A 14,967-nucleotide genomic window follows, 5' to 3' on the forward strand; every position below is an offset into this window, starting at 1 on the left:
CGGCCGATGGAGGAGGAATGGCTATCATGCACGACCCTGCACGACGACGCCTTCGCCTCGTCCGGAAACCGCAGCCGGCTGACTCGGCCGGGCGTTCCCCACATCACTCGGCCTGAGGCTGCATCATGACCCAGAGCACCGCGCCCACCTCACCTGCCCCGAAGGCGCCGGCACCGTCGCGACGCGGACTCTTCGTCAGTGCCGCCGTCGCGATCGCGGTTGTGGCCGGCATCGCGCTGGACACCGCGGTCGTCCATGTCGGCTCAGAGTCCGACATCCGCGTCCAGGCGTTTTCACCCGACAGCTATGGACAGTCGGAATTCCCCCGCATCCTGGAATTCGTCCAGCAGAAGGCTGTCGATGCCGCGACGCTGGTGCCGGCAGTCCTTGCCGACAAGAACGCAGCAATCGAGCAATACGGCATGGCCGCCTCGACCGGCGCGATCATGTTCGTGACTCTCACCGGCGTTGCGGGCGAGGCGAAGTCCGGCGTGCATGCGCTGGAGGCGGCCGGCGTGCCCGAGGGCGTCGCCATCCGCGTCCAGACCGGCCCGGCCATCAACGGAACCGATCTGCGCGATGCGCCTGGCGACATCGCATTCGGCCAGTTCAAGAACCAGATCGAATACCAGGACGCGGGCTCGGGCATCAATCGTGCCATGAAGGCCGCGGTGCTTGACGGCATCGACACGACGAACCTGACCGGCCGCACCGTTTCCGTGACCGGCGTCTTCCGGCTGATAAACCCGAAGAACTGGTTGATCACGCCTGTCGAGATGAGCGTCGAATGAGCCGCACCGTCAACATCGCGGGCGAGATGCCCGAGGGCGGCCCCGATGCGCGCCAGGTTGTCCTGGCCGCCCGCCATGTCTCCAAGTCCTATGGCAATGTCCACGCGCTGAAAGGCGTCGACTTCGACATCCATCGCGGCCAGGTCACGACTCTTTTCGGCGAGAATGGCGCAGGCAAGTCGACCCTGATGAAGATCCTGTCCGGCGTCATCCAGCCGACCGGCGGCGAGATCATCCTCGACGGCCGGCCGGTCAGCTTCGGCAGCGCCACCGAGGCGCGCGATCGCGGCATCTCGATCATCCACCAGGAGCTGAGCCTCGCCCCCAACCTGTCCGTGCGCGACAACATCTTCATGGGCCGCGAGATCAGCGGTGCGACCGGTGTCGATTTCGCCGAAGAGGAACGCCAGACCCGCAAGCTGATGCAGGATCTGGAAGAGGACATCGACCCGCTGACCCCGGTCGAGGAGCTGCGCCTTGGCCAGCAGCAGATCGTCGAGATCGCCCGCGCCCTGTCGGTCAACAGCCGCATCCTGATCATGGACGAACCCACCAGCGCGCTGTCTGCCAGCGAAGTCGAGGTGCTGTTCAAGGTCGTGCGCGACCTGACCGCAAAGGGCGTTTCGATCGTCTACATCTCGCACCACCTGGAAGAAGCGCTGACCATAACCGATCACGCGGTCGTCCTGCGCGACGGCACCATGACTGCCTATGGACCCCGTGCCGACATCGATCTCGAATGGATCGTGCGCAACATGGTCGGTGACAACTACGATCTGGGCAGTCCACCCCGGACCCGCCTGGGCCATCCCGCCCTGTCGATCCGCAACCTGACGCTGCCGGACCCGGCCGGCGGGTTTCATCTGGTCGACGGGTTGTCGCTGGACGTCCGCGCGGGCGAGATCGTCTGCATCTATGGGCTGATGGGCGCCGGACGCACCGAGCTGCTGGAAACCTGTGCGGGCAAGCTGCGGGCAAGCGCGGGCGAAATCGTGCTGGAGGGCAAGGAAATCTCGCATCTGTCGATCGCCGAGCGCATTGCACGCGGGCTTGCGCTGGTCCCCGAGGATCGTCAGCGCGACGGCCTGGTCCAGACAATGAGCGTGGGCGAAAATCTTTCACTGGCCTCGATCGCCAGCTTCACCAAGGGCCTGTTCACCCGGAAAGCGGCCGAACGAACGCTGATCGACGCCAGCATCCGCGAAGTCACGGTCAAGACATCCGGTCCCGACGCGCCCATCGGCTCGCTGTCCGGCGGCAACCAGCAGAAGGTCGTGATCGGCAAGATGCTGGCGACAAGGCCACGCGTCATCATGCTGGACGAACCCTCGCGAGGCATCGACATCGGTGCCAAGGCCGAGGTGTTCAGACTGCTGGCGGAAGAGGCAAGGCAGGGGCTGGCCGTCATCTATTCGACGTCCGAGGTCAGCGAGTGCCTTTCGATCGCGCATCGGATCATCGTCATGCACAAGGGCCGCATCTCGGCCGAATTCGATTCCACCGTCACCAAGGAAAGAATCATGGCCGCCTCGGGCGAGTCCGTGGCCGCCTGAGGGACGAGAGTGAGGGAAACCAAGGACATGTCGGATACCATCGTTGCCCGTCCCGATGGCAGAAAGCGCGATTTCAACATCGGGCGCCTGCTTCTGGAAGGCCGCGCATTCTTTGCGCTGATCGCGATCATCGTGGTCTTCTCGATCCTGTCGCCAAACTACCTGACCATCGGCAACCTGCTGATCATGGCAAGCCACGTGGCCATCTACGGCATCCTGGCGATCGGCATGCTGCTGGTGATCCTGAATGGCGGCATCGACCTGTCGGTTGGTTCGATCCTGGCGCTGGCCGGCGTCGCCGCCGGCGCGATGATGCAGGGGATCGAACTGCAGGCGATGGGCGTGATCCTGTATCCCCCGGTCTGGGCGGTGGTGGTGCTGACCTGCGTGCTGGGCGCGCTGGTCGGGGCGGTCAACGGCGTGCTGGTGTCGATCTTCAAGGTGCCGGCCTTCGTCGCCACGCTTGGCGTCATGTATGTGGCGCGCGGCGTCGCGCTGCTGATGACCAACGGATTGACCTACAACAACCTGTCGGGACGTCCTGAACTGGGCAATACGGGCTTTGACTGGATCGGCTTCAACCGCATCGCGGGCGTACCGATCTCGGTCATCGTGCTGGCGGTGCTGGCCATTCTCGGCGGGCTGATGCTGTCGCGGTCGTCCTTCGGTCGCTGGCTGTACGCGTCAGGCGGAAACGAGCGCGCGGCCGAACTGTCGGGGGTGCCGACCCGCCGCGTCAAGATCACCGTCTACACATTGTCGGGGATGCTGTCGGCCATTGCCGGGCTGGTGCTGGCGTCGCAGCTGACCTCGGCCGGCCCGACGGCGGGCATGACCTATGAACTGACAGCCATCGCTGCGGTCGTGATCGGCGGCGCGGCGCTGACCGGCGGGCGCGGCACCATGCGCGGCACCATGCTGGGCGCCTTCGTGATCGGCTTTCTGTCCGACGGCCTCGTCATCATCGGCGTGTCGTCCTACTGGCAGACGGTATTTACCGGCGCCGTGATCGTGCTGGCCGTGCTGATGAACTCGCTTCAATACGGACGCGGCGGCCGCAAGAGCTGACGTCTCCGCGAAACTTCCCGGTCCGGCGCCCATCCAGGAAAGCCGGGCGGAAAGCCTGTCGCATGCGACAGTTCCACCAACCCAAGGGAGAGAAGACCAATGCTGAACATGACGCGCCGCCTGCTTCTGGCCGCTGTCGCCGCCGCGCCGCTGATGGCCGGGGCGGTCCAGGCCGAAGGACTGATGACGATCATCGTCAATGACCCTGCAAACCCGTACTGGTTCACCGAGGGCGAGGTTGCCAAGGCCACCGCCGAAGAGCTGGGCTACACCGCCAACGTTGCCGCCCACAAGGGCGACACCAACGCCGAGAGCACGCTGATCGACACGGCCATCACGAACAAGTCGGTCGCGATCATCCTTGATCCGGCCAATGCCGATGGATCGGTCGGCGCGGTCAAGAAGGCCGTGGACGCCGGTATCCCGGTGTTCCTGGTCAATGCCGAGATCAATCAGGAAGGCCTGGCCAAGGCACAGCTTGTGTCCAACAACGCGCAGGGTGCCGCGCTTGGCGCACAGGCCTGGGTCGAAGCCGTGGGGGACAGCGGAAAATATGTGGAACTGTTCGGAAACCCGGCAGACAACAACGCCTTGACCCGTTCCAACGGCTTCGAGACCGTGCTGACGCAATATCCCGACCTCGAGAAGGTCGGTCGCGAGGTCGCCAACTGGGACCGGACGCAGGGCTATCAGAAGGCACAGTCGCTGCTGCAGGCCAATCCGGACGTGATCGGCGTCATCTCGGGCAATGACGAGATGGCGCTTGGTGCGATCGCCGCGCTGAAAGAGGCCGGCAAGCTCGATCAGGTCAAGGTGGGCGGCTTCGACGGCTCGCCCGATGCCGTCGAGGCCGTGAAGGCCGGAGAGATGCAGTACACCGTCCTGCAGCCGGTCGCGATCTTCTCGGCCGAGGCGGTCCGGCAGGCCGACAGCTTCATCAAGACCGGCGAAACCGGCGTCGACACCGAGAAGCAACTGTTCGACTGCCTGCTGATCACCAAGGACAACGCCGACAACTACACGGCCGCGTTCGTTCTCGGAGAATGATCCCGCAAGGGGCGCGGTTTTTCGCGCCCCTCCTGCATCCGGGTGCATCGCGGCCATGCATTTCGCTACCACGGTCGCAGCCGGATCTGTAAAGAACAGGCCATGACCGAACCCAAGACGCCCAATCGCGACAGCCCGCCCGCCCGGATCGAGCGGCCGTTGAATGACGAACTGCCCAGCGACAGCCGGCAGGCCCGCCAGATCGCGCGCCGCCAACTCATCGCCGCCGCGGTGATGGCCGAGGGGACGATGCGCATCGAGGACCTGACCGAGCGCTTCGGCATCAGCCTGATGACCGCCCATCGCGACCTTGACGATCTGGCCGCCCGCGGGCTGCTGCGCAAGACGCGCGGCATCGTTTCGGCCGCGCCGACCAGCCTGATCGAGGCCAGCGACGTCTATCGCGAGGCGCGGCAGGCGACCGAGAAATCCGCGATCGCCGCTGCCGCTGCCGCCTGCATCGAGCCCGGCCAGGCGGTGTTCTTCGACGACAGCACGACGGTGTTTCGGATGGCACCGCATCTCGCCGCCCGGGTGCCCCTGACCGCAATCACCAACTCGATCACGCTGATGAATGCGCTCAAGGAGATCCGCGACCTGACGCTGCTGGGCCTTGGCGGCCAGTTTCACCATTGGTGCAACGCATTCATGGGCGCCGCGACAACCCAGCAGATCCGGCATCTACGTGCCGATCTGGCGTTCCTCTCCATGTCCGCGATCACCGACAACATGGTCTTTCATCAGTCGCCCGACATGGTCGAGACCAAGCGCGCCATGTGGGCCAGCGCGGCGCGGCGCATCCTGCTGGCAGATCATACGAAATTCGGTCGCCGCGCGCTGCACGCGATGTGCCCGCTGGACGATTTCGACCTGGTGATCGTGGATGATCGCACGCCGCCGCGCCTTGTCGAGACGTTGCGCGACCGCGGGATCCGCGTCGAGGTGGCCCGCACAGGGCGGGACGACAGCACAGCCTAGGCCGTGGACCACCCCGGCCGCGCCGGAACTGCGCCCGACGGCCCCGTCCTGAAAGGGCCCTGTGCCCGTGGCCCTTCAGCCAGGCACGCCAGATTTCCGGGTTCGCTTATCAGGCCGCCTCATCGCGCTGCTCGGCCTTCAGGCGCGCATCCAGGGCCAGAACCTGATGGACGGCCACGGCGGCTTCGGCGCCCTTCGCAAGGAAATGCTCGCGGTAGAAGGCGCTGATCGTCGGAGTTTCCTGATAGTTGTGCGGGGTCAGCGAGACCGAGAAACAGGGCACACCGGTGTCCAGCCCGACCGCCATCAACCCGTTGACCACGGCGCCAGCCACGAAATCATGGCGATAGATCCCGCCATCGACCACCAGCGCCGCCGCAACCACCGCGTCATAGCGCCCGGTTTGTGCAAGCTTCTTCGCCAGCAGCGGCATTTCAAACGCCCCGGGCACGTCGAACGGATCAATCCGGACACCCGGGATCAGCCGTGCGGCCTCGGTCGCGAAACCTGCATGCGCTCGGTCCACGATATCTGCGTGCCAGGATGCCTTCACGAAGGCGATGCGCGGATTGTTGGCGGTCATTCAGGAGCACTCCGTTGAAACAGCGTCAGGTCCCAGAGCACGAACCTTGACCGTCCCGCGCGACTGGGCCGGCCTCGGCTCTCTTCCATCCGGACCATACCGTCGGCCCCGGAATTTCACCGGATCTGCGGACCCTTCCAGCGGTAAGGCGCTCGCGGGCTGTCACCGCCGGTGGGGACTTTCACCCCGCCCTGAGAACATGGATCCGATATCATGGCCTTTCGCGACCGCCAATATCACCGTTGCGGCAGAAATGCTGGAGATACGCGGCAGCAGGCTGACCGCGCGCGAAGTGGTCGACGGAGTGCCGCAACCGCGCGCGAAGCGCGCGCCTTGCCCAGCGGCAGCGACCGGGGCGGGCCTGGCCCGCCCCGCCCCCGGCCTTTGGGCTGTCCGGCGCTGCGTCGCGCCCCGTTCAGCGCAGGGCGATGACCGCGACACAGTCTCCGGTCTGGATCAGACCGGGGAAATGACGGGCAGCGATCACCCCGTCGCGATTGGCCAGCACATCAACAGGCTCCACGCCGGTCCGGTCCGGGGGCCAGATCCGCGCGATCGGCTGGTCCTTTCTGACCGCGTCGCCCAGATCGGCCAGCGGGTGCATCAGCCCATCCCGTGTGGCGAAATGGAAGCAATCATCCCCCGGCATGTCCAGCATCACGCTGTCTTCGGGCAACTCGACCGCTCCGGAAAGGATTCCTGCGTGCCGCAGCACGTTCCTTGCCCCGCGGACGGCGATTTCGGACGATCGCGCGGTCGCGGTCCCACCGCCTCCCAGTTCGGTCGTCACGAAGACCTTGCCCTGCGCCTCGACCGTGGTGTCGAACATCCCGACCGCATCGATTTCCAGCATCATCATCGTGTAGGGCGCACCGAAAGCCTTGACCGCCTCGACGCATTTCGCCTGCTGCGCCTTGTCCTCGAGATAATGTGCCGCAGCATAGGGCAGGAAATCCAGAGTCTTGCCGCCAGAATGATAGTCCAGAACGATATCGGCCATCGGCACCAGCACATGCGCGAAATAATGCGCGATCTTGTGGCTGGGCGATCCATCCGGCCGGCCCGGAAAGATGCGGTTCAGGTTCTTGTGGTCGATCGGGCTGACCCTGGCCGCGGCCCGGAAGGCAGGATAGTTCATGTAGGGCACGATGATGACCCGACCGGTGATGTCGGAAGGCTCGATCTCCCACGCCAGTTGCTGCAGCGCGATCGGTCCCTCGTATTCGTCGCCATGGTTGCCGCCCGTCAGCAGCGCCGTCGGACCCTCGCCGTTGGCAATGACGGTGATCGGTATCATGACGCTGCCCCAGGCGCTGTCATTGCGCGAATAGGGCAGCCGCAGGAATCCATGCGTCTTGCCCTGCCCGTCCAGCGGGATCGTCGGGCTTATCGGGTTCGCGTTCATTCCTTCACCAGCATCTTGCGGGGCAGGCTGCAGAACAATTCCGGATCGCCTTCCTCGGTGATGATGATCGACTCGGTCGTCTCATAGCCCCAGTCCTCCATCCACAGGCCGGTCATGAAGTGGAACGTCATGCCTGGCTTCAGCTCGGACCGGTCGCCCCGGCGCAGCGACATGGTGCGCTCGCCCCAGTCGGGCGGATAGCTGAGACCGATCGGATAACCGGTGCGGTTGTCCTTGACGATGCCATAGCGGTCCAGCACGGTGAAGAAGGCAGCCGCAACATCCTCGCAGGTGTTGCCGGCGCGGGCGGCCGACAACCCGGCATCCATGCCCTCCAGCACGGCCTTTTCAGCGTCCAGCATCTTCTGCGGCGGACGGCCCAGGAAGATCGTTCGGGACAATGGCACATGGTAGCGCTGGAAACAGCCGGCGATCTCGAAGAAGGTGCCCTCGTTCACCTTCATCGGCTGGTCGTCCCAGGTCAGGTGGGGCGCCGATGCGTCCGGCCCCGAGGGCAGCAGCGGCACGATCGCGGGATAGTCCCCGCCATGACCCGACCATTCGTCATAGCGCAGCCCGGCGTCATAGATCTCGGCCACCAGATCGCATTTGCGCATCCCGACCTCGACCTTGTCGGCGATGCGGCGATGCATGCGCTCCACGATCCGCGCGGCCTTGCGCATGTATTCCAGTTCCTTGGGAGTCTTGACCGCGCGCTGCCAGTTCACCAGTCCGGTGGCATCCAGGATCTGCGCCTCGGGCAGGCCATGGACCAGCCGCTCATGCGCCTTGGCGGAATACCAGTAATTGTCCATCTCGACGCCGATGAAGCCGCGATGCCAGTCGCGGTCGGCCAGTTGGGCCCAAAGGTAATCCATCGGATGACGTTCGACCGACTGCACATAGTAATCGGGATAGCCGATGATGTATTCGTCCGGCATCCACACGGTTCGCAACGCGCCCTGGCCATCCTGCCCGCGTCCGAACCAGATCGGCGGCCCCTCGGGCCCGACGATGACGCATTGATGGACATAGAACGACCATCCGTCATAGCCGGTCAGCCAGGCCATGTTCGAGGGATCCGATACGATCAGCAGGTCGAGGCCAAGCTTGGCCATGCTGGAGCGGGTCTTGCGCAGGCGTTCCTCGTATTCGGCGGTCGAGAAGCGCTCGGGCGTTCTTTGCAGTTCTGGCATTCAAGTCTCTTCTGAAAACGCGGCAAGCGCGTGGGTGGCAATGGCAGTGTCCTGCACACCCGTGCCCGTCAGATCGGCAATCGTGATCTGATCGGGCCCGGTGCGTCCGGGATGCCGGCCGATGATGATATCGCCCAGCTCCGGGATGATTTCGTTTTGTCCGAGCAGCCCCGCGTCGATCGCGGCGCGCAGTTCGCCCATCAGCATGGTCTGGCTGACGCGGTCGGCCACATACAGGTCGGCGCGGTCCAGGCACTGCGGATCCAGCTCGTTCTTGCCGGGCTGATCGCTGCCCATGGCGGTCACATGCTGGCCGGGCCGCAGCCATTCGGCGCGCAGGATCGGCTGGCTGGCAGGCGTCGTGGTCACGATGACGTCGCCGAAGCTCGCAGCAGCGGCCGGGTCTTGCTCGGCCCGGACGGTCAGCCCGTCGCCGCACATGTCCGCCGCCAGAGCCTCGGCTTTCGCCGGGTCGCGCGCCCAGATCACCGCTTCGGCAATCGGGCGGACCAGCCTGAGCGCCTGCAACTGCATCCGCGCCTGAAGCCCGGCGCCAAAGATCGACGCGCGGGAGGAGTCCTTGCGCGACAGATGCCGGGCCGCGACGCCGCCCGCCGCGGCGGTCCGCACATCGGTCAGATATCCATTGTCCAGCAGCACCGCCTGGACCCGTCCCGTCGCGGATGAAAGCACCACCATCAGCCCCGAGGTCGAAGGCAGACCCTTGGCGGGATTGTCGAAGAATCCGGGCGACAACTTGACCGCGAACCCTGCGAGCCCGGGCACATAGGCTGTCTTCACGTCCAGTTCGCCATTCACGTCGGGCATGTGCATCGACAGGATCGGCGGCATGACGACGCCGCCCCTCGCCAGCGCGGCGAAGGCGTCCTCGATCACGCGGATCGCGGCCTCGTCCAGTTGAACCCGGTCGCGCAGCTGGTCTTCGGTCAGGATCCGGATATCGCTCATCTTTCGCCCCTCACGATCGCGGCGTGGCGGGCGGGGTCGATATTCTGGCCGGACAGGATCAGAACCAGCGGGCCTTGCTCGGCCCGCAGCTTGCCGGCGATCACGGCTGCGGCGCCGACGGCGGCCGCACCCTCGACGGTTTCGCCATCCTCAAGCGCCAGATGACGGATGCCGGCGGCGATCTCATCCTCGGTCAGCAGGATCAGATCGTCCATCAGATCGCGCACCATGGCGAAGGTCAGGCGGTTCTGCATCCCGATCCCTCCCCCGAGGGAATCGGCGAGTGTCTCAAGCTCTTCGACCTGGACAGGCCTGCCTGCCTCAAGGCTGGCGGCCATCGCAGCGCCGCGTTCCATGCTGATGCCGACAATCCGGATATCGGGACGCAGCGACTTCACCGCCAGCGCCACGCCGGCCAGCAGGCCGCCACCCGACAGCGGGACGGCGATCGTCGCGGCGTCCGGGATCTGCTCGATGATCTCCAGTCCCAGCGTTCCCTGCCCGGCGATCACATCCGGGTGGTCAAAGGGCGGGATCAGCGCAAAGCCCTCATCGCGTTTCAGGCGACGCGCTTCCTCGAAAGCCTCGTCCTGACTGGCGCCGATGACGCGCGCCTCGGCGCCCAGCGCCTCGATCGCCGCCAGCTTGTTTCCCGGCACCAGCCGTGACACGCAGATCACCGCCGGCATCCCCAGTTGGCGCGCGGCATGGGCCAGGGCGCGGCCATGATTGCCGGTCGAAGCGGTCGTGACGCCGGCCACGTCGCTCAGTCGTGCCGCAGCATTCGACGCGCCGCGCAGCTTGAATGCGCCGGTTTCCTGACGGTGTTCGCATTTCAGCCAGACCGGACCGCCCGCCAACCGGGAAAGCCCCGGCGAAGCCTTGATCGGCGTCACCCGGATCATGTCGCCGATACGCTCGGCCGCGGCGGTCACATCGTCGAGCGTCACCACGTGCGGACCTCGAACAGCCTGCCCGGCCCCGTCGCAGGGATTCTTGCAAGGTCCAGCATCGACCAGAACAGCGCCAGATTCGAACTGACCACGGGCTTGCCCAGGCGTTCCTCGATCCGGTCGATCACCGAAACCGCAGGCAGCGCCGTGCAGGACATGAACAGCGCCTGTGCATCCGGGTGGTCGGATTCCAGCGCGAAATCCAGGATCTCGTCGCCAGGCAGCAGCGCCATGTCGCGATCATCGGCATGCCCCATCGACTGGCGCGACACGACCTTGAGCCCATTCGCCTCGAAATGGTCGCCCACCAGATCGGTGGTCTCGGGCAGATAGGGGGTCATGAGGGCGATCCGATGAACCCCCAGCGCCTCGAAGCCGCGCAGCGCGGCGGCGACAGGCGTGCTGATCGGGGCGCGGCCGCCGATGGCCTGCTGCACGCCATCACCCAGCACGGCCGAGGCGGACGTGCAGCCGAACCCGATGCCCTTCAATTCGACCCCGGGCACAAGCAGATCGGCCGCAGCTTTCAGATGCGGGCCGGTCCGGCGGAGGTTCTCGGCGGTGGTGGGATTCTCGAAGGCGATCCGGGTGACATGCAGCCGGCAATCGGGCGGAAACAACCGCGCGGCATCGCCCTCGATCGTCAGATCGGTGGCCAGGGCGATCAGCCCGAAACGGTTCAGATTGTCGCGCCACATCGGGAAATGCCACCTCTCCTCAGACGACCAGAACCGGGCAGTCCGCAAGGCCTGTGACCTTGTGACTGACCGACCCCAGAAGATAGCCTTCGGTCGAACCAAGCCCGCGCGACCCCAACACGATCAGATCGCATTCCTTGTCCTTGGCCATCGCGACAATGGTGCGCGCGGGCTGACCTGCCTTGATGAAGGCGCTGACCTTTTCGACGCCGGCGTCGCGCGCGTGGCTCTTGGCGAAATCGGCGACATCGCGGGCAGCCTGGCGCATCGTCTCGTCCAGATTGCCGCCAGGGTCGATGCTGCCCCTGACCATCGACAGCGAGGCCTCGAGCATCGAATGATGGCGATAGACAGTCAGGATGATCATGCTCGACCCGCACAGCCTCGCCAGTTCGGTCGCCTTGATCAGCGCCCGCTCGGCACCGCTGGAGCCGTCATACGGCACAAGAATCCTTTCGAACATCGCGGCCTCTTACTTGTTGAACGCCAGGTCGCGCAGGAACAGCGCGATCTGCGGGAAGAAGATCAGCAGCACCGCAACCGTCAGCAGCATGAAGATGAAGGGCGGCGTTCCCCTGACCACCTCGACATAGGGCCGCTTGAAGACCGCGATGGCTGTGAAGATATCGCAGCCGAACGGTGGCGTGGCACTGCCGATCGCGACTTGCAGTGTGATGATCGTGCCGACCAGCACCGGGTCCAGCCCGACCGAATTCACGACAGGGGCGAAGATCGGCACGAAGATCAGGATCACCACGATCGGATCGACGAACATGCAGCCGACGAAGAACGCGATCGATATGGTGAACAGCACGCCATACTGGCCCATCTCGTCGATGCCGATGCTGCCAAGGATGTGCTGGGGGATCTGCGCGAAGCTGATGACATAGCTGAACGCCGCGCCGGCCCCGACCAGTATGAACACGACCGCGGTAATCAGGCCGGTCGACTTGGCGGTCGAATACAGCTGCTTCAGCCCCATCTCGCGGAACACGATCATTTCCAGGAACAGCGCATAAAGCACGCAGGCGGCCGCCGCCTCGGTGGGCGAGAAGATGCCGCCATAGATGCCGCCGATGATGATGGCCGGAAAACCCAGCGGCCAAAGCGCCCGCAGGACCGCCTTACCCCGTTCGGGCCATGTCGATTTCTCCAGCGTCGGCACGTTGTGCCGCACGGCATAGATATAGCTGTAGATCGAGAACAGCAGCAGGATCAGCAACCCCGGCCCGATACCCGCGATGAACAGTTCGGAAATCGACGTGCCCGACACGACGCCATAGATGATCATGCCGATCGAGGGCGGGATCAGGAACGCGATGTCGGACGAGTTGACGATCAGCGCCAGGATGAAGCTGTCCTTGTAGCCCGCCTTCAGCATGCGCGGCCGCAACGGTCCCCCGACCGCGACCACTGTGGCCTGGGTGGATCCCGACACCGCGCCGAACATCGTGCAGGCTCCGGCGGTCGAAATGGCCAGCCCGCCCTTGACGTGACCCACGAACGCCATCACCAGGTCGATCAGCCGCGATGCGGATTGTCCGCGCGTCATGATGTCGGCGGCGAAGATGAACATCGGCACCGCGATCAGGCTGGCCGGACGTATCCCGCCCAGGATCTGCTGGATCATCGTGTCAAGCTGTCCAAAGCCGCCGAACAGCGCCACGAACCCGATCAGCGACCCGGCGATCAGCGGGATCATCATCGGAAAGCCCAGCAGAAGCAGAACGATCATCGTGCCGAATATGGCCCAGGTCATCATGGCTCAGACCTCCTCTTCCGCGCTGTCGTCATAGCCTTCCAGCGTGCTTGTCGACAGCCAGATGTCCTTGTCGATGATGTTCTTGATGGCGGTCAGCCCGTATTGCAGCCCGGTCATGAAGAACCCCAGTGGCACCCACAGGATGATCCACCATTGCGGGATCTGCAGCGCCGGCAGCAACCGGCCTCGCGACATCTGGACCACCAGGTAATCGACCGAATACCACGTCAGCAGGAACATCGCGGCCGAGGTCACGGTGGCGATGATGATCATCATCGCCTTGCGCATCCGGAACGGCATGGCGTCGAAGAACGCCGACATGCGGATATGACGGCCATGCCGCGCCGCGTAGGAAATGCCGGCGAAGGTGATGAGGATGATCAGCGCCCGATTGAGCTCTTCCGAGAAATAGATGCTCTTTCCCAGCACGAACCGCCCGACCACATTGGCCATCGTGTTCAGCGCCATCAGCAGGACGCCGATCGCCAGCAGGACCGCCTCGATCCGGGCGATGGCCACATCCGCGACACCAAGCACGCCCGGCAGTCCCGAGACATATCTGGAATCGTCGATGTCGTCGTCAGGCACCGCGATCTCGGCTGCGGCGATGACATCGGGATCGGGATCGGGGGCATGCTTGTCGTCAAGCTTCATGGCCGCTGTCCGTTATGTTGTCGAGGGGATCGGCTGTCGTGCAACCGGCCGCTGCCGCGCGGCCGGCCGAGAAGGCATGCGATGCGCCCGGCGACGGGCGCATCGCGGGGCTGGACCGACCCGACCGGGTCAGCCGCTGTCCTAGCCCTGGTCTTCGTCGCCCTCGGCAGCCTCGTCCGCAGAGCCGTCTTCCGCATCGGACTCGCTGCTGCCCGCAGCGGCCGCGGCCAGATCGGCCTTCATCTGGTCAAGGATTTCCTGCGCCTTCGGCCCGCCAATCTTCAGGAATTCCTGCTCGACGGCGTCGGCGGTCTCCATGAAGGGCTGGCGCTGCTCATCGGTCAGCGTCGTGATCGTGATCGAAGGCTTCGCTTCCTTGATCTTCTCAAGCGATTCCTCGGTCAGGCCGGTCTGGTAGTCGACGATATAGTCGAAGGCCACCGAGATCGCTTCGTTCACGACCTGCTTGTCCTCATCCGACAGCCCGTCATAGAAATCCTTGTTGGCCATGACGGCTGTGGTGAAGTTGTTGTGGCCGGCGCGGGTGATGTAGTCGGTCACCTCGTACATCTTCGTCGACTCGATGAAGAAGGCGGGGTTCTCCTGACCCTGGATGATGCCGGTCTGCAGCGCGCCATAAACCTCGCCCCAGGGCAGCGGCGTCGGCGTTGCGCCGAATGCCTGATAGCTGCTGACAAGCAGCGGGTTGGTCATCACCCGGAACTTCACCTCGTTCAGATCCGCGGGCGACGTGACCTCGTTGGTCGTGGTCATCATGACCTCGCCCTCGGGGAACATGGTCAGCAACTCAAGTCCCTGCTCGGCGTAAAGCGGCGGGAACAGCTCGTTGATGGCCTTCGAGTTGCGGAAGAAATCGACCAGCGTGTCCTGATCGGCGGGCAGCAGATAGGGCACGAAGAAGACTTGCGCCTCGGGGATCAGCGCGCCGGTGAAGCCGGGCGACTGGTCGACGAACTGCAGGATGCCGGACTGTGCCTGCTCCATGATGTCGGCCGATTCACCCAGTGTTCCGAACGGGAACAGCTGTACCTCATGCTCCGAGTTCGCCTCGACTTCTTCCTTGAATTTCTGGGCAAATTTGCCCTGCACCTCTTCCATCGCCTCTTCGAAGGCGTAGCGCCAGGTTTCAGCCAGCGCGCCACCCGTGCCCAGGATGAGGGCCGCAAGGCTGGCAGCGGTGAGCGTTTTGTAGGTCATGTTACCTCCTGTGAATGGGCCTCGTGACGCCTCGCGTCCTTGGCCTCGGGGTTGCAGGATTCGGGTCGTTCTACCCGATCTGGCTGATCCGA

General features: G+C 64.7%; 15 protein-coding genes and 1 riboswitch. Of the genes, 5 read left to right on the top strand and 10 right to left on the bottom strand.

Features of this window, described 5'->3' with window-relative positions:
* The first annotated feature begins 125 nt into the window (after positions 1-125).
* From L1965_RS07395 to L1965_RS07415, 5 genes are all read left to right on the top strand, one after another.
* Positions 126-791, top strand: coding sequence for a DUF2291 family protein (locus L1965_RS07395; protein ID WP_235755789.1), 666 nt, complete (start codon positions 126-128; stop codon positions 789-791).
* A complete protein-coding gene (locus L1965_RS07400; protein ID WP_235755790.1) occupies positions 788-2,344 on the top strand; it encodes a sugar ABC transporter ATP-binding protein in 1,557 nt (518 codons plus the stop codon). Before L1965_RS07395 ends, L1965_RS07400 begins: the two co-directional genes overlap by 4 nt.
* Positions 2,345-2,371: 27 nt before the next feature.
* A complete protein-coding gene (locus tag L1965_RS07405; protein WP_235755791.1) occupies positions 2,372-3,412 on the top strand; it encodes an ABC transporter permease in 1,041 nt (346 codons plus the stop codon).
* Positions 3,413-3,511: 99 nt separating this feature from the next.
* The gene (locus L1965_RS07410; protein WP_235755792.1) at positions 3,512-4,459 is read left to right on the top strand and encodes a D-ribose ABC transporter substrate-binding protein; all 948 of its coding nucleotides are present in this window, start codon (positions 3,512-3,514) and stop codon (positions 4,457-4,459) included.
* 102 nt (positions 4,460-4,561) lie between these two features.
* Entirely contained in the window at positions 4,562-5,437 is an 876-nt protein-coding gene (locus tag L1965_RS07415) for a DeoR/GlpR family DNA-binding transcription regulator (RefSeq protein ID WP_235755793.1), read from the top strand.
* Between the two features lie 109 nt (positions 5,438-5,546).
* Here the strand turns inward: L1965_RS07415 and L1965_RS07420 are convergent, their stop codons facing one another.
* The 10 genes from L1965_RS07420 to L1965_RS07465 all read right to left on the bottom strand — a co-directional run bounded on the left by L1965_RS07420 (position 5,547) and on the right by L1965_RS07465 (position 14,875).
* A complete protein-coding gene (locus tag L1965_RS07420; protein WP_235755794.1) occupies positions 5,547-6,020 on the bottom strand; it encodes a 6,7-dimethyl-8-ribityllumazine synthase in 474 nt (157 codons plus the stop codon).
* A gap of 73 nt (positions 6,021-6,093) precedes the next feature.
* Positions 6,094-6,223, bottom strand: a riboswitch (FMN riboswitch).
* Positions 6,224-6,435: 212 nt separating this feature from the next.
* A complete protein-coding gene (gene doeB, locus L1965_RS07425; RefSeq protein WP_235755795.1) occupies positions 6,436-7,425 on the bottom strand; it encodes a N(2)-acetyl-L-2,4-diaminobutanoate deacetylase DoeB in 990 nt (329 codons plus the stop codon).
* Complete coding sequence (doeA, locus tag L1965_RS07430; protein WP_235755796.1) at positions 7,422-8,621, bottom strand: ectoine hydrolase DoeA; 1,200 nt, start codon at positions 8,619-8,621, stop codon at positions 7,422-7,424. The genes doeB and doeA overlap by 4 nt, the downstream gene beginning before the upstream one ends.
* Entirely contained in the window at positions 8,622-9,590 is a 969-nt protein-coding gene (gene eutC / locus L1965_RS07435; RefSeq protein WP_235755797.1) for an ectoine utilization protein EutC, read from the bottom strand.
* Complete coding sequence (eutB, locus tag L1965_RS07440; protein WP_241865476.1) at positions 9,587-10,495, bottom strand: hydroxyectoine utilization dehydratase EutB; 909 nt, start codon at positions 10,493-10,495, stop codon at positions 9,587-9,589. Before eutB ends, eutC begins: the two co-directional genes overlap by 4 nt.
* Positions 10,496-10,536: 41 nt before the next feature.
* Positions 10,537-11,241 carry a maleate cis-trans isomerase family protein gene (locus tag L1965_RS07445; protein ID WP_235755799.1) on the bottom strand — a complete coding sequence of 235 codons (705 nt, stop codon included), beginning with the start codon at positions 11,239-11,241 and terminating at the stop codon, positions 10,537-10,539.
* Positions 11,242-11,260: 19 nt separating this feature from the next.
* Positions 11,261-11,704, bottom strand: coding sequence for a universal stress protein (locus tag L1965_RS07450; RefSeq protein WP_235755800.1), 444 nt, complete (start codon positions 11,702-11,704; stop codon positions 11,261-11,263).
* Positions 11,705-11,713: 9 nt separating this feature from the next.
* Positions 11,714-13,000, bottom strand: a complete 1,287-nt coding sequence (locus L1965_RS07455; RefSeq protein WP_235756128.1) for a TRAP transporter large permease — start codon at positions 12,998-13,000, stop codon at positions 11,714-11,716.
* A 6-nt stretch (positions 13,001-13,006) separates the two neighbouring features.
* Entirely contained in the window at positions 13,007-13,657 is a 651-nt protein-coding gene (locus L1965_RS07460) for a TRAP transporter small permease (protein WP_235755801.1), read from the bottom strand.
* 141 nt (positions 13,658-13,798) lie between these two features.
* A complete protein-coding gene (locus L1965_RS07465; protein WP_235755802.1) occupies positions 13,799-14,875 on the bottom strand; it encodes a TRAP transporter substrate-binding protein in 1,077 nt (358 codons plus the stop codon).
* Positions 14,876-14,967 lie beyond the last annotated feature (92 nt).

The organism is Paracoccus salsus (genome assembly GCF_021556615.1).
In the GTDB taxonomy this organism is placed as follows: Bacteria; Pseudomonadota; Alphaproteobacteria; order Rhodobacterales; family Rhodobacteraceae; genus Paracoccus; species Paracoccus salsus.

What these genes read in the sequence shown, in the direction of transcription:
- L1965_RS07395 (WP_235755789.1), top strand. Translation starts at nt 126, where the DNA reads ATGACCCAGAGCACCGCGCCCACCTCACCTGCCCCGAAGGCGCCGGCA.
- L1965_RS07400 (WP_235755790.1), top strand. Translation starts at nt 788, where the DNA reads ATGAGCCGCACCGTCAACATCGCGGGCGAGATGCCCGAGGGCGGCCCC.
- L1965_RS07405 (WP_235755791.1), top strand. Translation starts at nt 2,372, where the DNA reads ATGTCGGATACCATCGTTGCCCGTCCCGATGGCAGAAAGCGCGATTTC.
- L1965_RS07410 (WP_235755792.1), top strand. Translation starts at nt 3,512, where the DNA reads ATGCTGAACATGACGCGCCGCCTGCTTCTGGCCGCTGTCGCCGCCGCG.
- L1965_RS07415 (WP_235755793.1), top strand. Translation starts at nt 4,562, where the DNA reads ATGACCGAACCCAAGACGCCCAATCGCGACAGCCCGCCCGCCCGGATC.
- L1965_RS07420 (WP_235755794.1), bottom strand. Translation starts at nt 6,020, where the DNA reads ATGACCGCCAACAATCCGCGCATCGCCTTCGTGAAGGCATCCTGGCAC.
- doeB (WP_235755795.1), bottom strand. Translation starts at nt 7,425, where the DNA reads ATGAACGCGAACCCGATAAGCCCGACGATCCCGCTGGACGGGCAGGGC.
- doeA (WP_235755796.1), bottom strand. Translation starts at nt 8,621, where the DNA reads ATGCCAGAACTGCAAAGAACGCCCGAGCGCTTCTCGACCGCCGAATAC.
- eutC (WP_235755797.1), bottom strand. Translation starts at nt 9,590, where the DNA reads ATGAGCGATATCCGGATCCTGACCGAAGACCAGCTGCGCGACCGGGTT.
- eutB (WP_241865476.1), bottom strand. Translation starts at nt 10,495, where the DNA reads ATGATCCGGGTGACGCCGATCAAGGCTTCGCCGGGGCTTTCCCGGTTG.
- L1965_RS07445 (WP_235755799.1), bottom strand. Translation starts at nt 11,241, where the DNA reads ATGTGGCGCGACAATCTGAACCGTTTCGGGCTGATCGCCCTGGCCACC.
- L1965_RS07450 (WP_235755800.1), bottom strand. Translation starts at nt 11,704, where the DNA reads ATGTTCGAAAGGATTCTTGTGCCGTATGACGGCTCCAGCGGTGCCGAG.
- L1965_RS07455 (WP_235756128.1), bottom strand. Translation starts at nt 13,000, where the DNA reads ATGACCTGGGCCATATTCGGCACGATGATCGTTCTGCTTCTGCTGGGC.
- L1965_RS07460 (WP_235755801.1), bottom strand. Translation starts at nt 13,657, where the DNA reads ATGAAGCTTGACGACAAGCATGCCCCCGATCCCGATCCCGATGTCATC.
- L1965_RS07465 (WP_235755802.1), bottom strand. Translation starts at nt 14,875, where the DNA reads ATGACCTACAAAACGCTCACCGCTGCCAGCCTTGCGGCCCTCATCCTG.